Source organism: Bacteroidales bacterium (assembly GCA_014860575.1).
GTDB lineage: Bacteria > Bacteroidota > Bacteroidia > Bacteroidales > JAAYJT01 > JAAYJT01.
Genome location: JACZJK010000035.1, coordinates 101,963 through 124,477 on the forward strand (window position 1 = coordinate 101,963; position 22,515 = coordinate 124,477).

Sequence of the window (22,515 nt, forward strand, 5' to 3'; positions counted from 1 at the left end):
GTTCAAAGTGCAAAGCCCAAAATCCAAAACCCAGAGTACACATTCAAAATAGCTTAAGTTTGAAGATTTACGAATCTTAAATCTGGAATTTTGAATTAACAAATCCATTACTCCATCACTCCATCACTCCAAATTTATCCGCTGAAGCTTTAGCGTAAGCGGACTCCAAACCAATCAACCAATCGACTAATTTACTAATCAACCAAAAAACCATTTGTTTCCAAACTTTTTCTATCTTTGGCCGCCTTCTTTCGGAGTGTTTTTCTGAAGGCTTTAATTACCTGTTTATCAAAACCAAAAGTACAGTCAGCCGTAACCCCCGGTTCTGATTGAGAATTTCTACATTTGGCTGCTGATCTTTAGGTAACATCATCAAAAGGAGAAAAATGAACAAAACAGTACTGATCACAGGTGCAAGCAGTGGTATTGGCGAAGCTGCCGCTGGTATCTTTGCCAAAAACGGTTTTAAACTCATCATTACAGGCCGCCGCCACGACAAGCTTGAAAATCTTGCCGCCAACCTTCGAAAGCTATTCAATATTGAGGTGCTGACGCTTTGCTTTGATGTCAGAGACCATCATGCCTGCAATGTTGCTATCGGCAACCTTCCGGAAGAGTGGCGTAGCATTGATATCCTTATTAACAATGCTGGTCTTTCACTCGGACTCGATCCCATTCACGAAGGCGATATGGATGACTGGGAAACAATGATTGATACCAACATCAAAGGACTTTTGTACATGACCCGGCAGATTGCTCCAGGCATGGTTGAACGCGGTAAAGGCCATATTATCAATATTGGCTCCATTGCCGGCAAAGAAGTGTATCTGAAAGGCAATGTTTATTGCGCAACCAAGCATGCCGTTGATGCGCTTACACAGGCTATGCGAATGGATTTGCTACCGCACGGTATCAAGGTAACACAAGTTGCACCCGGTGCTGTGAACACAGAATTTTCAAAAGTGCGTTTTCATGGCGATCATGAACGTGCTGAACACGTTTACGACGGGTTCGAACCACTAAAGGCTGAAGACATAGCCGAGGTAATCTGGTTTGCAGCATCCCGCCCCGATCATGTGAACATCAATGATATTTTGGTGATGCCAACCGCTCAGGCCAGTGCATCGCAGATTTTCAGAAAAACAGAATAAAGCAGAAATATAACCATCATTAACTGTTATGGGTATTGGATTTTCAGAAAAAATGGCTTTTGTTTAGAAAGTTTATAAGTGTAGAGGTTTAGGATGTTTAGACGGTTTAGAATAAGCATCTAATTAGTAATCATCCTGTTCATCTTACCCGTTAGTCACATTAACTAAAACAAACAAAATGAGCACCAACGTCACCCGCATCTTTGACATCCTGCCCTGGATGAAGGAAAACTATTCTCACCGCGATTCCATGCTTGCAGGCAAGGAAGACGGAACATGGATCACCTACAATGTTAAACAGTACATTGAGCATTCTTATAATGTTGCTTACGGATTATTAGTCCTGGGCATCAAACCGGGCGATAAAATTGCTACCATTACCAACAACCGCCCCGAGTGGAATTTTCTGGATATGGGCATCATGATGGCCGGCGCTGTGCATGTTCCGGTGTATCCTACCATCAGCGAATCGGATTACAAATACATTCTCACGCATGCCGAAGTGAAATACGTTTTTCTTGCAGGCAAGGACCTGCTCAGGAAAATAGAACATATTCTCCCTGAGGTTCCCACGCTGAAAGGGATTTACACTTTTAAAAAGCTCAATGAACATCCACATTTCCCTCAACTCCTTGAGCTGGGAAAGCACAATCCCGCTGCCGAAAAGATAGAAGCCATAAAAGCCGGCATCAACCCTAATGATGTGGCTACAATTATATACACATCAGGAACAACAGGGAACCCCAAAGGTGTGATGCTTTCACATAACAACATTATAAGCAACCTGATGTCGGTACGGCATATTCCGCCATTAACCGGCGAAGACAAAGCCTTGAGCTATTTGCCGCTATGCCATATCTACGAGCGTATGATCAACTATGTGTGGCAATACGTGGGCGCAAGTATCTATTATGCTGAAAGCATGGCAACTATTGGTGACAATATGCGGGAAATTAAGCCTCAGCTTATGTCAACCGTGCCGCGCCTGCTTGAAAAAATCTTTGACCGGATTATGGCAACCGGCCGCAAGCTGAAAGGCATCAAGCGCATGTTCTTTTTCTGGGCAGTGAACCTCGGTTACCGATACGAACTCGACCGCGCCAATGGCTGGTTCTATCATCTGCAGTTAAGTATCGTTGATAAACTTGTTTTTTCGAAATGGAGGGCTGCTACCGGCGGAAATCTGAATGTGATGGTTTCCGGAGGTGCCGCCTTACAGCCCCGCTTGTCGAGGGTTTTCTGGGCTGCCGGTATATCGGTGCTTGAAGGCTATGGCTTAACCGAAACCTCACCTGTAATAGCCGTTGGCCATTTCGGTAAAAACGGCTTTAAGTTTGGAACCGTTGGACCACCGTTGGAAGGTGTTCAGGTCAAAATTGCCGAAGATGGCGAAATCCTTTGTAAAGGTCCCAACGTGATGCTTGGCTATTACAAAGAACCGGAAATGACCAGAGCATGTTTTGATGAAGAGGGTTGGTTCCGCACAGGCGATGCAGGCCTTATTGAACCACAGGGGCAGGTTCGGATTACAGGCCGGAAGAAAGCTATTTTTAAAACCTCGATGGGAAAATACATCAACCCTGAACAGATGGAAAATACTTTCAAGGAATCATCTTTTATTGACAGTATCCTTGTGATTGGTGAGAACCAGAAGTTTGCTGCTGCTTTGGTAGTTCCCGACTTCGTCCACCTGAAATCATATTGCGCTATCAAAGGAATTCCGTATACCACCAATGAGGAAATGGTGTCCAATTCAACATTGCGGAAACGTTTTCAGGTTGAAATTGATAAATACAATGCCCGGTTTGGATCGCACGAGCAGATCAAACAATTTGTGCTGATCGGCAATGAATGGACGGTGGATAGTGGCGAACTAACGGCTTCCCTGAAAATGCGCCGGGGTTATATTATTGAAAAATACAGCGATCTGATCAATAAAATATTCAAGTGTTCGGGCACTAAAGAATAGTTGATTTCGAGCCGGGCTTTTCCTATCTTTGACTTCTCTTTGAACCTCATCAAAGAGTCTTTGTCAGATTATTATGGGTGCCATGACCCGCATATTTGATTTGCTCGAACTCTACCGTGTAAAGTATGCTGCACGGGAAATTGTTTTTGCAGGAAAAGAAGCTGAAACCTGGCAAACCTTTTCTGCTGCTGATTATTCGCGGATTTGTGATCAAGTAAGTGCAGCTTTGCTGGCACTTGACATGACGAAAGGCACCAAAGTGGCCACCATCATGAATAATTGCCCAGAATGGAATTTTCTTGATATGGGCCTGATGCAGATCGGGGCAGTGCAGGTTCCTATATATCCTACCATTTGCAACGATCATTTCGCTTATATTTTTGAACATGCCGACATCGAATATGTATTTCTCTATGATGCTGGAATTTATGGCTGTGTGCAGGATGTTATCAGCAAATTTCCACAAATCAAAAATGTTTTTTCGATAAAGAAGGTGGATGGTCTTAAGCATTGGAAGGAATTCCTTGCACTGGGTAAAGACATAACCGATACTCATAAAATTCGTTCCATCAGCCAGCAAATACAACCCGATGATTTGGCCACCATTATTTATACTTCAGGAACCACCGGAACCGGAAAAGGCGTCATGCTTTCGCATCGGAATTTTGTAAGCAATTTTATGGCCGCCCAGCAAATCCTTGCACCCAAAGGCGTGACAGTTACGTTGAGTTTTTTGCCTCTATGCCACGTATATGAACGCATGTTGAACTATGTTTATCAATATCTTGGGATCCGAATTTATTATGCCGCAAACATGGATAACCTTGCCGAAACTATGCGTGAGGTCAGACCCGAAATAATCTGTGCAGTTCCAAGAATGCTTGAAAAAATTTTCGATCGAATCGTGGTTCGTGGTAGGGGCTTGAAACAACCCAGGCGTACTATGTTTTTCTGGGCTTTTAACCTTGCTGTGCGCTATCAGTTGTATGGCGCCAAAGGTTGGAATTATGAATTCAGACGTTATTTTGCTGATCTGCTCGCTTATCGCAAATGGCGGCAGGCTCTCGGAGGCCGATTGCGATATGTGGTTTGCGGTGGCGCCAGCCTGAGGCCCCGGATTGCCAAATTTTTCTGGGCTGCAGGCATACAGGTGGTTGAAGGGTATGGACTTACTGAAACTTCACCTGTTATTGCGGTGGGAACCTTTGAACCTGGCGGATTGAAATTTGGAACGGTCGGACCACCATTGGATGGAGTGGAGGTAAAAATCGCGGAAGACGGAGAAATTCTCTGTCGTGGCCCCAACGTCATGCTTGGGTACTATAAAGACGATGTCCTTACCCGCGAAGCCATTGATGATGAAGGTTGGTTTCACACCGGTGATGTCGGTACGCTTGATGAAGGAAAATACGTTAAAATAACGGATCGGAAAAAAGAGATATTCAAAACTTCAGGTGGGAAGTACATTGCTCCCCAGGTGATTGAGAACCGGGTCAAAGAATCAGAATTCATTGAAAATATTATCGTAATCGGCGAAAACCGGCATTTCCCTGCGGCACTCATCGTTCCGGCATTTGAGCACCTGAAATCATGGTGCGAAGTCAAGGGAATTGATTATCAAGATAGTGAGCAAATAGTTTTAAACCATCAGGTAATTGCCAGAATTGGAAAGGAAGTCGAAAAAGTCAATTACTTTCTTGGAAAGACTGAACAGATCAAGCAATTCGGGTTAATCGGCCATGAATGGAAGGTTGAATCCGGCGAGCTTTCACCCACGTTAAAATTGCGGAGGAAATTTATTCTCAGAAAATATGCTGGTATGATTCATGATATTTACCATGGTCAGCGATAAGTAGTAGATTCATCAGTATTTTGCCTCAAACGCTGTTCGGTAAAGCCAAAGATATTTTCACCCTAATGCAAAATCTTATAAATCATCTCCCGCATCAACTCGCCTTCTGTTGTTGATTCGTTGTTGATTCCTTTGGCGCGTATGTCGTATTCACGAAGAACAGAAATAATGTTCGAGAGCTTGTCGAAGCTAATGTTACGTGCAGCTTCCTGGTATTCTTTAACAACGAATGGATGAACCCCTAAAGCAGTTGCCGCATTCTGTTGCGATTTATCAGCGAGCTGGTGATAAATCAACAGTTTTATAAAATACTGGTAAAGGAAAGGAATTACCTTCAGCAATGGATTTTCTTTGAGATTGGCAGAGAAATAATGAATGATCATATTCGCCTTCAGAATGTTCTTCTGGCCAATTGCCCTCTGGAGTTCAAATACATTATAATCCTTGCTGATGCCAATGTTCTGCTCAATGAGTGCTTCATCAATTGCAACACCGGGTTTCAGGTTAATGAGCATTTTGTCGAGCTCATTCACGATTTTTCCCAGGTTAGTGCCAAGAAACTCGGTGAGTAAAATGCTAGCCTTTGGAGTAATGGAAGCAGATTTTCCTTTCAGATAAGCAGTGATCCAATCCGGGATTTTATTATCATAAATTTTAGGGGATTCAAAGAAAACGCCTTTTTCTTTAAGCTTCTTGGCTAGCTTGGTTCGCCCGTCAAATTTTTTGTATTTGTAAGAAATGACAAGGATGGTACTATCGAGCGGTTTTTCAAGATATTGCTCAAGACCCTCAAAGTCTTCAATATCCTGTGCTTCGCGAACACTCACAACAAAATGACTTGCCATCATAGGATAGCGTTTGCAGTTGCTTACAATGGTTGGCACATTGGTGTCCCGCCCGTAAAGCACCAACTGATTGAATTCCCTCTCTCCTTCATTGAGGATATTTTCCTCGATGAAATCAGATATTGCATCAATGTAATAGGGTTCGTCACCTGTAAGAAAATATACAGGATGGTAGATTCGCTTCTTTAGGTTCGCGATGATATCGTTGTAATTCATTTACCCTTGTAATCTTAAACTGATTAATCGAAGCGCAGGTGTTTCACGGTGAGGCCATCGTTGATAAGCTGGTGCAGTGAGTCAATGCCAATCCTGATATGATCTTCAACAAAAGTTTCTGACACCATTTTATCACTTGCCTCAGTTTTAATCCCCGATGAGATCATCGGTTGATCAGTAATCAGCAGCAAAGCGCCTGTTGGAATAGCATTGGCGAACCCAACCGAGAATAAAGTGGCAGTTTCCATATCCACTCCCATGCACCTGATGGATAAAAGATAGTCCTTGAAATGTTCATCAAATTCCCATACCCGGCGGTTGGTTGTATAAATGGTGCCTGTCCAGTAATCCTTTTTATGATCCCTGATGGTAGTAGAAACAGCTTTTTGCAGGCTGAAGGCAGGCAATGCCGGTACCTCGGGCGGAAAATAGTCATTGGAAGTTCCTTCGCCACGGATGGCGGCAATTGGCAGGATAAGATCACCCAGTTGATGCTTGACTTTTATACCGCCGCATTTACCAAGGAACAAACATGCTTTTGGTTGAACCGCACTCAATAAATCCATAATCGTTGCAGCATTGGCACTGCCCATTCCAAAGTTGATCATTGTGATCTGATCCGCTGTAGCGCTGGGCATTGGCCGTGTTGAGCCTTTTACCGACACATTGTTCCATTGTGCAAAAAGTTCCAGGTAACTGTTAAAGTTTGTAAGCAGAATGTATTGCCCGAATTCTTCGAGTGAGGTGCCCGTATAGCGCGGCAACCAGTTGTTTACGATTTCCTGTTTTGTTTTCATCTGATCGGCTTATTTATTTCCCGCAATGCCCGAAAGGCAAAAATAGGTGATTTAAAAAAACTATTTACTTTTATCTTTTTATTAATAGGAATAAATGGATCTTCCAACACTCAACCTTCCTGCGGTTACTTCCAGCATTCGAACAATTGATGGCTGCACCGAAATATTTGATCCGATCAGAAAAGTATTTGTTGTATTAACCCCTGAAGAATGGGTCAGGCAGCACTTTATCAATTACCTGGTTTCTGACAGACTCTTTCCGGCCGGATTGATAGCAATTGAAAAGCAGATCAGGGTGAACCGCATGAGCAAACGCTTCGATATTGTTGCCCATTTTCCAACCGGCCAGCCTGCCATGATTGTTGAATGTAAAGCTCCATCTGTAAAAATTAGCCTGGAAACATTTAACCAGGCCTTACGCTATAACCTTTCACTCAATATTCATTATTTGGCTCTTACAAACGGACTTACACACTTTTGCTTCAGGCTGAATTATAATGATAAAACCAGCCGGCAGTTGGATCATATTCCGAGTTACCAGGAAATTGTCGGCTAACATAGCAAAGACGCAAGTTCCAAGCCCCAAGCTCAAAATCCAAAATCGTCAATCCCTCGTCCCCCGCCCTCGTCCCATAAATACTCCCCGCTCTAAACTCTGCTTTAGCATATTGATTTTTTTGTACTTTTACCCCCTACAAATCCTGTGTATGACTTTAATTCACCCCGATGAGTTTGCCAAAGCATTATCACTTCAAAAGATAGGCTTAAAGTCTCTTGCAGTGCCATTGATGAAGTTGTTCAGGGTTCAGCGGTTGAATAAAATCTACCAGCGGTTCAGCCATTATAAAGGCCTTGAATTCCTGGATGTTTGTCTTGATGAGTTGCAGGTAACGTACGATGTTCCTGTCAACGATTTTAAAAATATTCCTCTTTCAGGGCCGGTTGTTTTTGTGGCAAACCATCCTTACGGAGGCCTTGACGGATTATTACTTATAAGAATCATCGCAGGTATCCGCACCGATCTGAAGGTCATGGCAAATTATATTTTGAAGAATGTAAAACCACTTGAGGATTTTATATTGCCTGTTGATCCGTTTGAGAGAAAAGACAGTGCACAAAAGAGCATTATCGGAGTAAAAAGTTCACTCGATGTGCTTATGAAGGGCGGAAGCCTGGCTATTTTTCCGGCTGGAGAGGTATCATCTTTTCATTCCAATACAAAACGCATTACTGATAAAGCCTGGAACCCAATGATTGGAAAATTGGTTGCCAAATCGGGCGCTAAGGTTGTTCCATTATATTTTGGCGGTAGCAATAGCCTTCTCTTTAATTTGCTGGGCATGATCCACCCCAGGCTTCGTACCGCACGTCTGCCATCAGAACTGCTTAACAAGAAACGGTTTGCGGTAAAAATCAGGATAGGAAAACCAATCTCTGCTGACGATATTGCTGAGTTTACTGACAATACCCAACTCATGCGGTTCTTAAGGGCCAAAACGTATGCATTGGCAACTTCGCTTGAGGTTAAGAAGCATTACTTTACAATTCCACTTCGTGCCAAGGCAACACCTGAGCAGATCATTGCCCCCGTTGAACAATCATTGCTAGAAGAGGAAATCGCTAAAATACGAGTAAGTGATCTCATGATTGAATTTCAGGATTTTGAACTCTATTTATCAGAATCAGTTGATATTCCAAATATCCTAAGAGAAATAGGGCGCTTGCGTGAAGTTACTTTCCGCGAAGTTGGCGAAGGAACCAACCGCGCCATTGATATTGATGAATACGATCTCTATTACCACCACCTTTTCATTTGGTCCAAATCAGAAAAGCGGCTCATTGGCGCATACAGGATTGGCAAAGGCAATGACCTTTTCAATAAATACGGGGTCAAAGGCTTTTATATAAGCACGCTGTTCAACATTCACCGGAAAATGAATCCCATTCTACGTCAATCTGTAGAGCTTGGCCGTTCATTTATAATAAAAGAATATCAACAAAAAGTATTTGTGCTGCTGCTTTTGTGGCGGGGAATACTTACCTTTATCCGGCGCAATCCCGAATACCGCTATCTGATTGGCCCGGTTAGCATCAGTAATCATTTTCTTAAAATATCAAAAGCTTTGCTTGTGCATTATATCAAAAAGAATTTTTACGACCACGAAATGGCAAATTATGTTTCGGCGAAAAAAGAATTCAAAGTGAGGCTTTCAAATTTGGATACTGAAATCCTGTTGATGCACGACAAATCGGTTTTTATGAAAAGCATTGATGATATTATTTCGGAACTTGAACCTGAAGGCTTCAAAACACCTGTGCTGCTAAAAAAATATCTTAAACAGAACGGGCGGATCATTGGGTTCAATATTGACCCAAAATTCAATAATGCCCTCGACGGATTTATTGTTATGGACATACGCGATACCCCTGAAGAAACACTCCAGATGCTTGAGAAACAGGCTTCCGCTTCTGAGAGACCATGTTAATTGCTGCTTACCAGTTCGTTACAATAGTCATGAATAAAAATCTGCAATTACGGATTGAATGAATAAAAAATTATAAATTTGCGCGTACATTAAAATCTGACATCATGAACCGATTAATCTTCCGCATTGTATTAACATTGATAATCATTGTTCTTGGATACCTTATTATTGAAAGCATTATGAATCCCGTACGGTTTCAGAAAGAACTTGATCACCGTAAAGAAGTTGTCGTGGACAGGTTGAAGGACCTGAGGTCAATCCAGTTGACTTATCGCTCATTAAATAATGAATACGCTGGCAACTTTGATACATTGCTTCTTTTTTTAAAGAATACACAAATCCCGGTAGTAAAAATAGTTCCTGATCCCACCGATACAACTTTTACAAGAACCATCCGGGATACAATTAATTATATCCTTGCTGCCGATTCGCTCCTAAAAATGGCGAATTATCCTGTTGATTCTCTTCCCTACATTCCTTTTTCCGAAGGTAAGAAGTTTGAACTCAACGCAGGAAAGATTGACCGCGGAGGTGTGATGGTAAATGTGTTTGAAGCCAAAGCTCATTACAATACCTTTCTGCTTGGCATGAATGATCAGTTACTTAGAAACCTTGCTTCATCAGAAACTCAGATTGGACGATACCCCGGGCTTAAATTAGGCTCTATGAACGACCCATCCACCGATGGTAACTGGGAATAAAGATGTAATAATCAATGGCTGAGATTACGCCGTTTCATCGGTTCGTTGACCCCGGGCTCAATTATTTGTTTACCAACAACTTTGATTTATCCATCCGAATTTTACCGGATGGATTCGTTTTTACAGTTTTTGATACCCTGAAAACCAAGTTTATCTGCCTCGAAGAATATCGTTATCCTGATACGGCTATTTTGCGATCCGTTTATGGATCAAAGGAATTTTGCATTTGGCTTGAGTATGTTTTTGTTCAGTCCTATCTGCTGCAGGAACATTATAACAAGGTAAGTATTTTAACAGGTGGATTCAAATTTACTCTGATGCCGGGCCCTTTGTTTGATCCAACAAATGCCAGAAAATACCTTGGCTTCAATCATGCGATCCAGGATGAGGATGCTGTTTATTATGACATGATCAAAGCTCCTGAAGCTTGTTTAGTGTTTTCTGTTCCCTCCGGGTTAAATGAATGGATTAGAAATCACTATCCCGGTTCACGCCAACTTCACAGTTGTGGATCGCTCATCCGGAGTTTTTACTTACAATGTAAAGGCAGTAGTCCGGCTACAAGAATTTTGGCCAATGTTCAGGGTGATACGATTGACATCATCATTTTTAAAGGTTCTGACTTCCAGTTCTGCAATTCCTTCCATTATACATCACAAACGGATTTATTATATTATCTGCTGTTTGTGATGGAACAACTTAAAATCAATACCGAAGAATCCCCCCTGTATTTATCGGGGATCGTAGAAAATGAAAGCGAGCTATATAGACTTCTTGCTACTTATTTCCGATTTGTTGGCTTTATCCCGGATGCTGAAGACAGGAAATTCAGTCCCAGCTTCGATCACGCGCCTTTGCCCCGTTATTTCGACCTTTTAAATGTATCGTTATGCGGATAATCAGAGGATCACATCGTGGAAAGCAAATTGTTGCGCCCAGGTCGTTTCCAGTAAGACCAACAACTGATTATGCCAAGGAAGGCCTGTTTAATATTCTTGAGCCAACATTTGATTTTGAAAGCCTTGAAGTCCTTGATCTTTTTGCCGGAACGGGAAGCATCTCCTACGAATTTGCCTCGCGAGGATGCAAAGCAGTTACAGCAGTTGACAGCAACAAACAATCCACTCGTTTTATAACTCAGATTGCTGACGAGCTTTCTTTAAAAAATCTTAAAGTTATTTGTACCGATGTCTTCAGGTTGGTCATGAGCAATAAAAAGCCTTACGGTCTTATTTTTGCCGATCCGCCTTACACACTCGAAAACCTTTCCGATCTCCCGGGGCTCATATTAAATGCGCGCATGCTCTACCATGAAGGCTGGCTGGTGCTTGAACATTCCAGTGTATATGACTTTTCCGGGAACCCATATTTTATCGAGCACCGGAAATACGGGGAGGTGAATTTCAGTTTTTTTGAGTTTCTAATTCCTGCTCAGCAAAACAGCTAAATTTCCGGCAATTAACCTGTGTTCAGGGTAGGCACTTTTGGTTCTGATAGTTTCTAAAAGCGATAAAATACTATGCTTTGAATAACCGGGATTGGCAAGCAAATCGGGTATGTTTTTTAAAAGCACCAGTTCTCTCAGTTGTCTGTCATGCAGCAATTTGTCCTTGTCAAGCACATTCATCATGCTTTTGTAAGCATCAGGTGATTCAAATGCCTTTAAAAGTTGGTTGCGGTCGAACAATCGGGATGCAGTAAGGTATTTTGCAAAATAATCGTTGAAGAAGTCCATATAAGCCATATGGCTGTATAGAATTTCCTGGTTCAGAAGATAAGTATCTGCAATTGCATCCCGACCCTTTGCCCGCGCCATCAGTTCAAGCGATGCTATGTTGAACCTGAGCAAATCATTAAACCATGCATTGTTGATCCCCGGAAAACGATTGTAGATTTCAGTGACATATTGCTGCACTAAACGGCCGTCGCGCTGTCGTAAGATGGTATGTGCATGTTCGGCCATAAACCCATCATGGAAAATATAGAAATCATTTACCAGGCTGTTAAGTTCAAACCGCCATGGGCTGACAATTTCAATTTGAAGGGCTGGAATCTGAAATGGCGCTATCTCCTTGTTACGGAGGCTTCTGTCTAATAGACCAGAAATTTTTAAGTTATAGGTTTTGCCGGGTTCGAGAATAATTTCGCCTTTCTGTATTCCTATTTTTAAGATGGCGATAGTGGTTGTTTTTAAATCTGCTCTGATCTCAAACATCCCTGCCTGCCCGATGTTGGTTTCTGCCAGAGGCATTTCGGTGTTGGTAATAAAATCGGAATATACAATCAACTCAATCTTTAAGCCCGATGCCCCTTGTACCGAACCTCTTATTGTTACAGGCTCAGCCAACGCGATGGCGCTTGTAATGATTGACAGAAATATGAATGTTATGCGAACCAGGATCATTAAAAACCAAACTTTATTTTTGAATGCTTATTGCATCGGGTAAGAAGGCCGCAGGATCGCCACCATGACGGATAATATCTCTTACTATTGAGGAAGTAATGGCAGTGTATTCAGGCATGGTAAGCAAAAACACGGTTTCGGTTTCAGGCAGCATTTGTTTATTCATTTGGCCAATGCTTCTTTCGAACTCAAAATCGGCGGAAGTTCGCAGGCCACGCAGTATGTATTGAGCATTCACCTCCTTGCAGAAATCTATCGTAAGGCCTGTAAACGACCTTACACTTACGTTGGGATATGACTCAAAAACCTTCCCGATCCATTCCAGGCGCTGCTGCACCGGAAAGAAACTCTGCTTTTCTGAATTTAATCCAATGGCAATAATGATTTCATCAAAAAGGCCGATGGCTCGTAAAATCACGTTCTCATGACCCTTGGTAATTGGGTCGAATGAGCCTGGAAACACTGCTATTTTCTTCATTGTGATAAATTTAATGACCCCGGCGAAAACCAGGGAAAACATTTCATTAAAGTTCCCATGGAGTATGTGTTGTAACAAATTCTTTAGCAAGTTGCTGTAAGCTGGCGTAGGTGTTATTTATCTTTTCTTTTATCGAAGTATCAGTAGCCCATTCAACTTCTGTGATGCCTTCTTCCAACTGTGGGGTTAGAGGGCAATCCGGACTTTCAACGCCCATCTTATACCAATGCGAAGTTTTAAGAATAAATTTATTTTTCTCGCGGTAGGCATGACGGGTAATACCTAATGCCCTGGTGATATATAGATTTTTAAGCCCGGTTTCTTCGCTCACCTCCCTGATGGCGGCCTCCTCCATGCTTTCATTACCGTTAGGTTTGCCTTTCGGCAAATCCCAACGCTTATGTCTTAATATCCAAAGCATTCCTTTGTCCGGATGATAAACAATGCCACCGCCAGTAACTATTGATGTGAAGAAAGATTCAAAATCCTTACGCAACAAATCAAAGTTTTTAGTGTTTATGATGATCAATTCCCTGGCCTCATCATTACTTTCGAACTCATGAATAATGCGCCCGAAATCTGGTGTGCCGGAAACAATAAGATGCTGGGTTCCTACCGGTAATTTAGTTTCAGGAACTTGATCAGTTAAGGTCACCGGTTTTTCGTTGATAAAAACTTTATACATTTGCTGCATGAAAAATAATGAAGAAACTGCTCTGGCAACTGCCGATTTTCTACTGCAAATTAAAGCAATAAAGCTGGATATTAGTAAACCATTTACATGGGCCTCAGGAATAATCTCACCTATCTACTGCGATAACCGCAAAACTTTATCCTATCCCAAAATCAGAACCTATATCCGCCAGGAACTGGTTAAAATAATCCACGAACAGTTTGGCACCATTGACCTGATTGCAGGCGTTGCAACAGGAGCAATTGCACAGGGAGCTCTCGTAGCCCAGGATCTCGGTTTGCCTTTTGCCTACGTACGCTCATCAAAAAAAGAACATGGCCTTACAAGCCAGATTGAGGGTGTGGTTGAGTCAGGGCAATCAGTTGTTGTTGTTGAGGATTTGGTTTCAACCGGTCAAAGCAGCCTGAATGCCGTAAGCGCGTTGAAAGAAGCCGGCTGTAATGTGAAAGGAATGGTTGCAATATTTACTTATGGGCTTAAGGAAGCTGAGAGTAATTTCAACAAAGCCCAGGTGCCGCTATACACTCTTACCAATTACGAGGCGCTCATTCAAAAGGCTATCGAGCGGGAATATATCAAAGAATCTGACCTGAAAACACTTATCAAGTGGAAAGATAATCCTTCAGCCTGGGGCAGGGCAGAATAACACCCTTATTATGCATATTAAAAGCGAAGCTCAAATCATTGATAAACCAGCCAGCGAAGTATATTCGTTTATTAAGGATTTCAGGAATTTCGAACACCTAATGCCACCACAGGTTCAAAACTACAAAGCAAGTTATGATGAGTGCAGTTTTGAAATCAGCGGTATGGGAAGTGTTTGGCTTGAAATGAATGAGCGTGTCGAAGATACCAGGGTAATGGCTTCTTCTACTGGGAACACTGCCATAAAATTCGACCTGATTGTGAACCTTTCCATGCAAAGCCCTGGTCAATGTATGGCAATTGCTGAACTCAATGCCGATTTAAGCACGATGCTTTCAATGATTGCCAGGAAGCCGCTTAACAATTTTATTAACATGATGGTTGAAAAACTGAAAGAGGTTCTTGAAACTTCCTGATCCGGCAAATAAGATTCGTAGATTCTTTTTCAAATTACGTGCTTTACTTCATTCAGATCGCAAGATAATTTCCTGCCTTGCAGGGTTTCCAACTCAAGATGTCCGAACTCCCCAATTCCTGTTATTTTGGCTTTTATTGCCTGTCCCTTGTATACAAAATCCGAAAGCATTCCAAAACGGTAGAGTGAGCCAATATAATCCTGGTCAATTTTGGTATACTTTTTTTCGAGTAACTGCTTAAACCGTATTTCAATGTAATGACACAGCATCTTCAAACACAATTCCAGATCGTAGTGTATGCCACTAATCATTTTTAAAGAAACTGGGTTGGGAGCATCGCTCAGGAAAACAGTTTGGTTTACGTTTATGCCAACACCTAATATTGTCCATGTAATTTTCTCTCCCAAAATAGTATTGTTAATTAGGATGCCAGCAATTTTTCTATTGTTGCAATAAATATCGTTTGGCCATTTGATCCTGATATCAGAATCAGTGAGATGAGCTTGCACAAAATCCTTTAATGCCAGTGAAGCCATTTTATTAAGCAAAAACTGCTTTGAAGAAGGAAGTCCGGTAGGTTGAACCACAATGCTGAAAGTGAGATTTTCGCCTGCCCGGCTTTCCCAGCGATTTTGATTCTGCCCTTTCCCTTCTGTTTGTTCCAGGGCGTTGATTACCATTCCATTAACAGCCTCATTACGCGAAATCACTTCTGCGGCATGCGTATTGGTTGAAGAAACACTTTGAACGTGTATGATTGGTGATCCGATTTTCATTAATATAGCTTGATTTTAAATAGCTCAGTTGGCATGCTGAAATTCATTACTTTTGCACTGGCAAAGTAAACAAAATGATCAGAAAAAAGATTAAAATTTCATCATCAAAGTTAGCCGAATCTATCATTGAGGGAATCAGGGAGAAAAAGGGTTCAAAAATTATTACTATGAACCTGAGTAAAATTAAAAATGCAATTTGCAACCAGTTTGTGATTTGCCACGCCAATTCGCGAACCCAGGTTGAAGCAATCGCACACGGCCTGCAGGAACATGTTAAGAAAGAGCTTGGCGTTCGTCCCTGGCACAGCGAAGGATTTGAAAATGCTGAATGGATTCTCATTGATTATGCTGATGTTGTAGTACATGTTTTCCAGCCTCAGATAAGAGAACACTATAAACTCGAAGAATTATGGGCCGATGCTGAACTAAAAGAATACGATTCTGTTGAGTAAAATCTGCCCTATCAATAATACTGACTATCTCGAAACCTTATTATAAAATGGCTACCAAAGAGAAGAAGAAAACTGAAAAGACTCCGGCTGATCCGCCATCAAAAAATTTGAAACCCAAGTTCAATCTGTATTGGGTGTATGCTGCACTTGCTGTGCTGTTTATTCTAATGTGGGTGAGCAACTGGGATACGAGTCCCAAAGAAGTAAACTGGGGTGAATTTCGTGAGATGCTTGCCAACCAGGATGTTGAAAAAATTGTGGTTGTAAACCGTGAGATTGCCGAAATTTATATAAAAAATGATAAGCTGACACTGGATCGTTACGAAGGTGTCCGCGAAGAAGGAACTACCACTTCCAGGCCGCATTACCAGCACATTATTGGTTCATACGATTCTTTCAAGGAAGATGTTGAAAAGGTTCAGGAAGGTCTTCAGAACCCTGTCTATCTCATAAATGAAAACAGGCGGAAATGGGGCGATGCAATGGGATGGGCTTTCCCGCTTATCCTTCTCGTTGTTGTTTGGTTGTTTATCATGCGCATGATGACCCGTGGAGCCGGCGGCGGTCAGATTTTCAATATCGGCAAGTCGAAAGCCCAGCTTTTTGACCGGGATTCGAGTGTAAGCATTAACTTCAACGATGTTGCCGGCCTTGAGGAGGCCAAGGTTGAGGTAATGGAAATTGTTGAATTTCTAAAACATCCTGAAAAATACAAAGATTTGGGTGGCAAGATCCCCAAAGGAGCATTGCTGGTCGGGCCTCCGGGAACAGGAAAAACCCTGCTTGCCAAAGCCGTGGCTGGCGAGGCAAAAGTTCCTTTCTTCTCAATTTCAGGTTCTGAATTTGTTGAAATGTTTGTTGGGGTGGGCGCATCGCGTGTGCGTGATCTTTTCAAGCAGGCCAAAGAAAAAGCCCCTTGTATCATCTTTATTGATGAAATTGACGCCATAGGAAGGGCCCGTGGCAAGAACCCATTAACCGGGTCGAACGATGAAAGAGAAAATACTCTCAATCAGTTGCTTACTGAGATGGACGGCTTTTCGAGCAATACAGGAGTAATCATACTTGCTGCAACAAACCGTGCCGATATTTTGGATCGTGCATTAATGCGTGCCGGCCGCTTCGACCGCCAGATTCACGTTGAACTGCCCGACCTGGAAGAACGCCTTGCTATTTTCAAGGTTCACATCCGTGATTTGAAGATGGAACCCGGACTCGATCTGGGCTTTCTTGCAAGACAAACTCCCGGTTTTTCGGGCGCTGACATCGCCAATGTTTGTAATGAATCGGCACTTATTGCCGCGCGCCGAAACAAGAAACAGATTGAAAAGCAGGATTTCCTTGATGCCATTGACCGCATCGTAGCCGGCCTTGAAAAACGCAGTAAATTTATCTCCCCTCAGGAAAAGAAAGTAATTGCTTTTCATGAAGCCGGGCACGCCGCCATTAGCTGGATGCTTGAGTATGCTCATCCTCTTGTTAAAGTTACAATCATCCCGCGCGGTAAATCGTTGGGCGCTGCATGGTATTTACCTGAAGAACGCCAGATTACAACTTACGAGCAACTCTTTGACGAGATGACTGCCGCTTTGGGTGGCCGTGCTGCTGAATTGATCATTTTCAACAAGGTTTCAACCGGTGCGCTGAATGATCTTGAAAAAGTTACCAAACAGGCTTATGCAATGGTAACATACTTCGGATTGAATGAAAAGATCGGAAACATCAGTTTCTACGATTCAAGTGGCCAGCAGGAATATATGCTGGGTAAACCCTATAGTGAAGCAACCGCCCAGACAATTGACGAAGAAGTCAGCATAATGATTAAAAAGGCCTTTGAGCGGGCAAAAACAATTCTTACAGAAAATAGGCTTAAGCTAGAGCAACTTGCCGAATTGCTACTGAAAAATGAGGTAATCTTCCGCGAAGATGTAGAGTCAATTTTTGGCAAAAGACCTTATGATGAGCCAGCACATGTAATAAACGAAAATGGTGATCCGGTTGTAACAATTCTACCGGTTCCAGTTGTAGATCCACCAAAAGTTCCGGACACAGAAATAGCAAAAGACAAACCCTCTGATAAAAAAGTGTAAGCCTAAGCTACTGATATAATGGACGAAAGCACCACCAGGGAGAAAGTATTGAAGCGTGTCAGGAATGCGCTCATCAGTAAAACTGCGAACCCATACCCCGATATTGATATGGGAGCTGCAGTGTATGAACCCATTACCGAAGCCCTGGATATCACTTTTGCTGAAGAATTAACAAAAGTTGGAGGGAAATTCATCTACTGTGAGAACATGGATGAAATGCTTTCAACACTTAATCTTTTGGTTCAGACCAACAATCTTCAACCGCTTTACTGCAGCAACATTGAATTATCCCGGATGCTGGTTCAGGCTGATGTTCCGGTTGAGAGCGATATCAAAACAGTTCAGGATCTTCGCGCATCAATTACTTATTGTGAATTTCTTGTTGCCCGGCTTGGCAGTATCATGGTATCATCACGATCAGGCCCGGGTCGGATAGTTAATATTTTGCCCGATGTGCACATTGTAATAGCCCGCACCAGTCAATTGGTTCCGGAAATAAAGCATGCGTTCACAGCCTTAAAAGAAAAATATCCTCAACGCCTCCCATCAATGGTCAGTTTTATTACCGGCCCCAGCCGCACTGCGGATATAGAGAAAACACTTGTTATGGGAGCACATGGACCTAAAGAACTATATGTTTTTCTGGTAGACGATATTAACACATAACATGTTATGCTAGAAGGAAGATGGATACAGGTTTATGGATCATCAGATGCTTTTCAGGTGGAAGTGATCAAAGGCTTACTAACCGAGCACCACATTGAATGTGTTGTCGTGAATAAGAAGGATTCACTATATCTTGTCGGAGAAGTGGAATTATACGTAAACGTTGAAGATGCCTTCCAGGCCAATCAGCTAATCAGTGAATCGAATCCATGAAGCCTGCCAATTTTCGAACCCGCACATTAACAGCATTGGTTTTTGGTGTTTTAATGGTTGGTTCAATTATTCTTGGATCCCATTATTTTGCTTTTCTTATGCTTGTCACATCCTATTTGGGAATCAAAGAGTTTTATAATCTTGTTAGCCCGGAATCTTCTGCAAAATCAAGGCAAGCAGGGGCATTTATTGGAATTTTGACTTTCGTAATAATATTTGCATTCAATGCTAACTTGATACAAGGGAAATGGCTTTGGTCATTTCCGGTATTACTCACTTTCCCTTTCCTGATTGCAATGTTTGATAAAATTGGTAATCCAGTTCAAACCATTGGGGCTACGCTGGCCGGTATTGTTTTCATTTTTGTGCCACTATCCCTGTTTGCCTCACTCCTTATTGTTGGCGATAAGATTGCCGGCATTTCAGGGAAGGGAATTGTACTTATTTTTTTGCTGATACTTTGGGTCTACGATTCTGCTGCTTATATAATCGGGTCGTGGCTTGGGAAACATAAACTTTTTGAACGCCTGTCGCCAGGAAAAACCTGGGAAGGAACCCTGGGTGGCATGGTCATTGGAGGAGGAGCAGCCTTGGTCATATCAACATTTTATACTCAGATTCCATTTTACCATTGGCTGACCATCGCGTTTCTTATTATGGTTTCCGGTACAATGGGAGACTTATGCGAATCAATGCTTAAGCGGAAGGCTAGGGTCAAAGACAGCGGAAGTCTGCTTCCGGGCCATGGTGGAATTCTTGATCGCTTTGATGCCATGTTATTGTCAGCGCCGGTTGCTTATTTGTATATTGTTCTATTTTAAGCGTAGAGTTTAACTTTTACGCCATTGTTTAATTTAATTTCTGAAATGAAAGTTCATACTGAAGGATATAAAATTATTTTGCTGACGCTGGTTGGAGTAGCCATCCTGGTATCAGCCGTAATCATTGTTTTTAAATTACTAGGCTGGATCGAAGTTATGCTGGCCGTAGCCGGTTTGTTGCTGGTTTTAGCAACGGCATTATTTTTCAGGGTTCCAACCCGAAGTGCAGCCTATGCCGAAGGTAAAATCTTTAGCGGCGCCGATGGGAAGGTAGTTGTGGTAGAAGATGTGTGGGAAGATGAGTATTTCAAGAGTAAACGCAAACAGGTTTCTGTTTTTATGAGCGTTACTGATGTGCATGTAAATTTTGCCCCGCTTACAGGCGAGGTTAAATACTTTAAGCACCATCCTGGCAAATACTTGTTTGCATGGCTGCCAAAAGCATCAACTGAAAATGAGAAAACCACCCTTGTGATTGATAACCCGGTATTTGGCCCTGTTATGGTGCGTCAGATTGCTGGTGCTTTTGCGCGTCGTATTGTTTGCCACCCTCGTGAAGGGGATAAGGTTACTCAGGGGTCTGAGTTCGGAATCATTAAATTTGGTTCGAGGGTAGATATTTTTTTACCGCTTCATGCAAATGTGAAAGTTAAACCCAATCAGCATGTTAGGGGTGCTGAAACCCTGATTGCAACGATATAATGAACGTTTTAACAAATCATTAACATTTATAAAATTCAAAAATCTGCGAAAAGACCTTACTTTTGCTTCATAACACTAAAAAACGAAATCCTATGAAAAAGAAAATCACCTTATTATTCTCATTCATTGCACTGGTTGCTTTTATCACCGTAAACGCACAGTCACCAAAAACTGACAAGAAATCTGTTAAAGTTGAACAGACAGTTGAAAAGAAAGCTTCAGAACCATGTTGCGAAACCAAAGGACATACAACTGCTGCTAAAGAAGCCAAATCAGGTTGCTGTACTTCAGGTTCAGATGTAAAAGCCGAAACCACCGGTGGCGAAGCCAAAGCTGGTTGTGCTACAGCCGGAAAAACTTGCGGTGGTTGCTCATCAAAGACATCAACCCAGTCAGCAGAATCAGTGCCAGTGCCAAAGCGCTAAGCAATCCTGCTTGATATTATAAAAAAAGGCTAGCCGAAATGGCTGGCCTTTTTTGTTGCTTGTAAGGAAACTGTAATACAAGTAATACAGTGATACAGTGATGCAGCGATTCTGTGATGGGTTCTGGTGGCTGAGCTTCCCGAAGACTGGAGAACTGGAGTGATGGAGTAATGGAGAACAGGAGTAATTTACAAGACTGCTAACTGCTATTGCCTACTGCTACTCAACAGAAAGTGTGAGATCAAAGATTGCCTCAAAAACCATTTCTCCATTGATCAGAAGTTGATAACTGAAAGTGCTGAGATCTTCAGCAAGGATCACATTCCACTGGCGAACCCGCTCATCATTTAATAATTCGTTGGTGTAATCATCCCCGGGAAAGCGCTGGATAAATGCAGAGCCACTGCCATCAGCATAGCCGCCGTACAATGTCAGATCCTCGGGTGTGCCGTCTTCATGACGATGATCATGACGGAATCGCAGGCCTTCTTCGTCGGCGAAGAACATCCAGGTACGTGAGCGGTCTTCATCGAGGTGGAATGGAATGTGCACTTTATCATGTTCGCATACGGTTACATGCATCATGAATTTTTTATCCGCCCAGCTGTCTCTTCCGGGCAATGAGAATGTTTCTTTTCCTTCAAATGATTTTCCGCAAAGGCTGGCTAAGTTATCAAGAAAGGCTTGTTCAGCTTCAGTCAGAACCGTTTCTGTTTCTGCTTGCTTTTCTGAAGCTTGTTCTTTTGGTGCCATCTGTCCGCAGGCGGCTGCAAAAAAGATGACTGCAAGGAAGAAAATGTTTTTTTTCATAAGAATGAAGTTTTAGGTTAAGGTTTATTGTATCTGTTTTTAAAGAATGTTGCGAAGCTCATAAAGAGAATCTATGGTATGCGTAGCGCCGGATTCATCGAAATGTTTACCAAAAGTCACAAGCACCTGGTCAATGCCGGCCTCTTTTGCCCCTTTTACGTCAGTCTCAGGTTCATCGCCGATGTAGATACTGCTGCTGGCTTCCGCGCCCGCCTTTTTTAATGCGTAATGAAAAATTTCAGGGTTGGGTTTCTTACAACCGGCTTCTTCCGATGTGACCACAAGTGGAAAATATTGTTCCAATGCGGCATGGCGGATCTTAACGAACTGGATCTCATCGAAACCATTGGTTATTAGCCCCAGCTTATATTTTTGTTTCAGTTCGTTGAGTAATTCCAAAGCCCCATCCATCAATGTTGTCTTGGTCGGGCTGATGCGGATATAATCGGCCGCAATTTGTTTTGCGAGTTCAGGGTTTGTAATGCCAAAATCACCAAGAGTGAGATTAAACCGGTGATAACTTAGAAAATCTTTCTCAATCAAACCTTTTTTGTACTGATCCCAAAGCGACTTGTTATGGTTAACATACACCTTCATAAATGCATCAATGGCTGGAATAGTGGAATACATTTGCCGGTGCGTGGCTAAAATTTCATCAAATGTGAGGCGGTTATTTGTATCAAAATCCCAGAGAGTGTGATCGAGGTCGAAGAAAACGTGAGTGTATTTTTTGTGAGCCATAGAAGATAAGGGATAATTAAATTCCTGATGATGGTTGGAACAGCAAAGTTAACAATTTGAAAGAGGAGGCAGTCCCAAATCTTTCGGTTTATAGTTTTTTGTCATTCTGAACGAAGTGAAGAATCTGTTTTACAATTAAATGAAGATCCTTCTCCGCCGCGGCGG

Annotated in this window: 25 protein-coding genes; 17 read left to right on the forward strand and 8 right to left on the reverse strand. The window is 42.3% G+C overall.

What is annotated here, in order from left to right; translation table 11 throughout:
* Positions 1-386 precede the first annotated feature (386 nt).
* From IH597_09705 to IH597_09715, 3 genes are all read left to right on the forward strand, one after another.
* A complete protein-coding gene (locus IH597_09705; protein ID MBE0662732.1) occupies positions 387-1,151 on the forward strand; it encodes an SDR family oxidoreductase in 765 nt (254 codons plus the stop codon).
* Between the two features lie 178 nt (positions 1,152-1,329).
* On the forward strand, positions 1,330-3,120 hold the full coding sequence (locus IH597_09710; protein MBE0662733.1) for a long-chain fatty acid--CoA ligase: 1,791 nt from the start codon (positions 1,330-1,332) through the stop codon (positions 3,118-3,120).
* A gap of 73 nt (positions 3,121-3,193) precedes the next feature.
* Positions 3,194-4,972 (forward strand): long-chain fatty acid--CoA ligase, encoded by a 1,779-nt coding sequence (locus IH597_09715; protein ID MBE0662734.1) that lies wholly within the window; start codon positions 3,194-3,196, stop codon positions 4,970-4,972.
* Positions 4,973-5,034: 62 nt separating this feature from the next.
* On the opposite strand, the gene holA is transcribed toward IH597_09715, so the two are convergent.
* Both holA and IH597_09725 read right to left on the reverse strand, forming a co-directional pair.
* Positions 5,035-6,033, reverse strand: coding sequence for a DNA polymerase III subunit delta (gene holA / locus IH597_09720; protein MBE0662735.1), 999 nt, complete (start codon positions 6,031-6,033; stop codon positions 5,035-5,037).
* Between the two features lie 23 nt (positions 6,034-6,056).
* On the reverse strand, positions 6,057-6,830 hold the full coding sequence (locus IH597_09725; protein MBE0662736.1) for an AMP nucleosidase: 774 nt from the start codon (positions 6,828-6,830) through the stop codon (positions 6,057-6,059).
* A gap of 94 nt (positions 6,831-6,924) precedes the next feature.
* Here IH597_09725 and IH597_09730 point away from each other — a divergent pair, with 94 nt between their 5' ends.
* The 5 genes from IH597_09730 to IH597_09750 all read left to right on the forward strand — a co-directional run bounded on the left by IH597_09730 (position 6,925) and on the right by IH597_09750 (position 11,464).
* Positions 6,925-7,386 carry a type I restriction enzyme HsdR N-terminal domain-containing protein gene (locus IH597_09730; protein MBE0662737.1) on the forward strand — a complete coding sequence of 154 codons (462 nt, stop codon included), beginning with the start codon at positions 6,925-6,927 and terminating at the stop codon, positions 7,384-7,386.
* A 151-nt stretch (positions 7,387-7,537) separates the two neighbouring features.
* The gene (locus IH597_09735; protein MBE0662738.1) at positions 7,538-9,316 is read left to right on the forward strand and encodes a lysophospholipid acyltransferase family protein; all 1,779 of its coding nucleotides are present in this window, start codon (positions 7,538-7,540) and stop codon (positions 9,314-9,316) included.
* Between the two features lie 104 nt (positions 9,317-9,420).
* Complete coding sequence (locus IH597_09740) at positions 9,421-10,017, forward strand: hypothetical protein (protein MBE0662739.1); 597 nt, start codon at positions 9,421-9,423, stop codon at positions 10,015-10,017.
* 14 nt (positions 10,018-10,031) lie between these two features.
* Positions 10,032-10,916 carry a DUF3822 family protein gene (locus IH597_09745; protein ID MBE0662740.1) on the forward strand — a complete coding sequence of 295 codons (885 nt, stop codon included), beginning with the start codon at positions 10,032-10,034 and terminating at the stop codon, positions 10,914-10,916.
* Positions 10,907-11,464 carry an RsmD family RNA methyltransferase gene (locus IH597_09750; GenBank protein ID MBE0662741.1) on the forward strand — a complete coding sequence of 186 codons (558 nt, stop codon included), beginning with the start codon at positions 10,907-10,909 and terminating at the stop codon, positions 11,462-11,464. The genes IH597_09745 and IH597_09750 overlap by 10 nt, the downstream gene beginning before the upstream one ends.
* On the opposite strand, the gene IH597_09755 is transcribed toward IH597_09750, so the two are convergent.
* The 3 genes from IH597_09755 to IH597_09765 are packed head-to-tail and all read right to left on the reverse strand — an operon-like array spanning position 11,438 to position 13,584.
* On the reverse strand, positions 11,438-12,421 hold the full coding sequence (locus IH597_09755) for a hypothetical protein (protein MBE0662742.1): 984 nt from the start codon (positions 12,419-12,421) through the stop codon (positions 11,438-11,440). The two genes, IH597_09750 and IH597_09755, sit on opposite strands and share 27 nt — an antisense overlap.
* A gap of 13 nt (positions 12,422-12,434) precedes the next feature.
* Positions 12,435-12,899: a pantetheine-phosphate adenylyltransferase gene (gene coaD, locus IH597_09760; GenBank protein ID MBE0662743.1), complete on the reverse strand. Its 465-nt coding sequence runs from the start codon at positions 12,897-12,899 to the stop codon at positions 12,435-12,437.
* A 46-nt stretch (positions 12,900-12,945) separates the two neighbouring features.
* Positions 12,946-13,584 (reverse strand): NUDIX domain-containing protein, encoded by a 639-nt coding sequence (locus IH597_09765; GenBank protein ID MBE0662744.1) that lies wholly within the window; start codon positions 13,582-13,584, stop codon positions 12,946-12,948.
* Between the two features lie 7 nt (positions 13,585-13,591).
* On the opposite strand from IH597_09765, the gene IH597_09770 reads away from it, so the two are divergent.
* Both IH597_09770 and IH597_09775 read left to right on the forward strand, forming a co-directional pair.
* On the forward strand, positions 13,592-14,239 hold the full coding sequence (locus IH597_09770; protein ID MBE0662745.1) for an orotate phosphoribosyltransferase: 648 nt from the start codon (positions 13,592-13,594) through the stop codon (positions 14,237-14,239).
* Between the two features lie 10 nt (positions 14,240-14,249).
* On the forward strand, positions 14,250-14,654 hold the full coding sequence (locus IH597_09775; GenBank protein ID MBE0662746.1) for a hypothetical protein: 405 nt from the start codon (positions 14,250-14,252) through the stop codon (positions 14,652-14,654).
* Positions 14,655-14,683: 29 nt separating this feature from the next.
* Here IH597_09775 and IH597_09780 read toward each other — a convergent pair whose 3' ends face one another.
* The gene (locus IH597_09780; GenBank protein MBE0662747.1) at positions 14,684-15,430 is read right to left on the reverse strand and encodes a biotin--[acetyl-CoA-carboxylase] ligase; all 747 of its coding nucleotides are present in this window, start codon (positions 15,428-15,430) and stop codon (positions 14,684-14,686) included.
* Positions 15,431-15,525: 95 nt separating this feature from the next.
* Between IH597_09780 and rsfS the strand changes: the two genes are divergently transcribed.
* The 7 genes from rsfS to IH597_09815 all read left to right on the forward strand — a co-directional run bounded on the left by rsfS (position 15,526) and on the right by IH597_09815 (position 20,799).
* Positions 15,526-15,882 (forward strand): ribosome silencing factor, encoded by a 357-nt coding sequence (gene rsfS, locus IH597_09785; protein ID MBE0662748.1) that lies wholly within the window; start codon positions 15,526-15,528, stop codon positions 15,880-15,882.
* Positions 15,883-15,929: 47 nt separating this feature from the next.
* On the forward strand, positions 15,930-17,972 hold the full coding sequence (gene ftsH / locus IH597_09790) for an ATP-dependent zinc metalloprotease FtsH (GenBank protein ID MBE0662749.1): 2,043 nt from the start codon (positions 15,930-15,932) through the stop codon (positions 17,970-17,972).
* An 18-nt stretch (positions 17,973-17,990) separates the two neighbouring features.
* A complete protein-coding gene (locus tag IH597_09795; GenBank protein ID MBE0662750.1) occupies positions 17,991-18,638 on the forward strand; it encodes a lactate utilization protein in 648 nt (215 codons plus the stop codon).
* 6 nt (positions 18,639-18,644) lie between these two features.
* Positions 18,645-18,851 carry a DUF2007 domain-containing protein gene (locus IH597_09800; GenBank protein ID MBE0662751.1) on the forward strand — a complete coding sequence of 69 codons (207 nt, stop codon included), beginning with the start codon at positions 18,645-18,647 and terminating at the stop codon, positions 18,849-18,851.
* Complete coding sequence (locus tag IH597_09805) at positions 18,848-19,672, forward strand: CDP-archaeol synthase (protein ID MBE0662752.1); 825 nt, start codon at positions 18,848-18,850, stop codon at positions 19,670-19,672. Before IH597_09800 ends, IH597_09805 begins: the two co-directional genes overlap by 4 nt.
* A 45-nt stretch (positions 19,673-19,717) precedes the next feature.
* A complete protein-coding gene (locus IH597_09810; GenBank protein MBE0662753.1) occupies positions 19,718-20,374 on the forward strand; it encodes a phosphatidylserine decarboxylase family protein in 657 nt (218 codons plus the stop codon).
* 92 nt (positions 20,375-20,466) lie between these two features.
* On the forward strand, positions 20,467-20,799 hold the full coding sequence (locus tag IH597_09815) for a hypothetical protein (GenBank protein MBE0662754.1): 333 nt from the start codon (positions 20,467-20,469) through the stop codon (positions 20,797-20,799).
* A gap of 219 nt (positions 20,800-21,018) precedes the next feature.
* On the opposite strand, the gene IH597_09820 is transcribed toward IH597_09815, so the two are convergent.
* Together IH597_09820 and IH597_09825 are read right to left on the reverse strand one after the other, a co-directional pair.
* On the reverse strand, positions 21,019-21,609 hold the full coding sequence (locus tag IH597_09820; GenBank protein ID MBE0662755.1) for a hypothetical protein: 591 nt from the start codon (positions 21,607-21,609) through the stop codon (positions 21,019-21,021).
* 39 nt (positions 21,610-21,648) lie between these two features.
* Complete coding sequence (locus tag IH597_09825; protein ID MBE0662756.1) at positions 21,649-22,350, reverse strand: noncanonical pyrimidine nucleotidase, YjjG family; 702 nt, start codon at positions 22,348-22,350, stop codon at positions 21,649-21,651.
* Positions 22,351-22,515 lie beyond the last annotated feature (165 nt).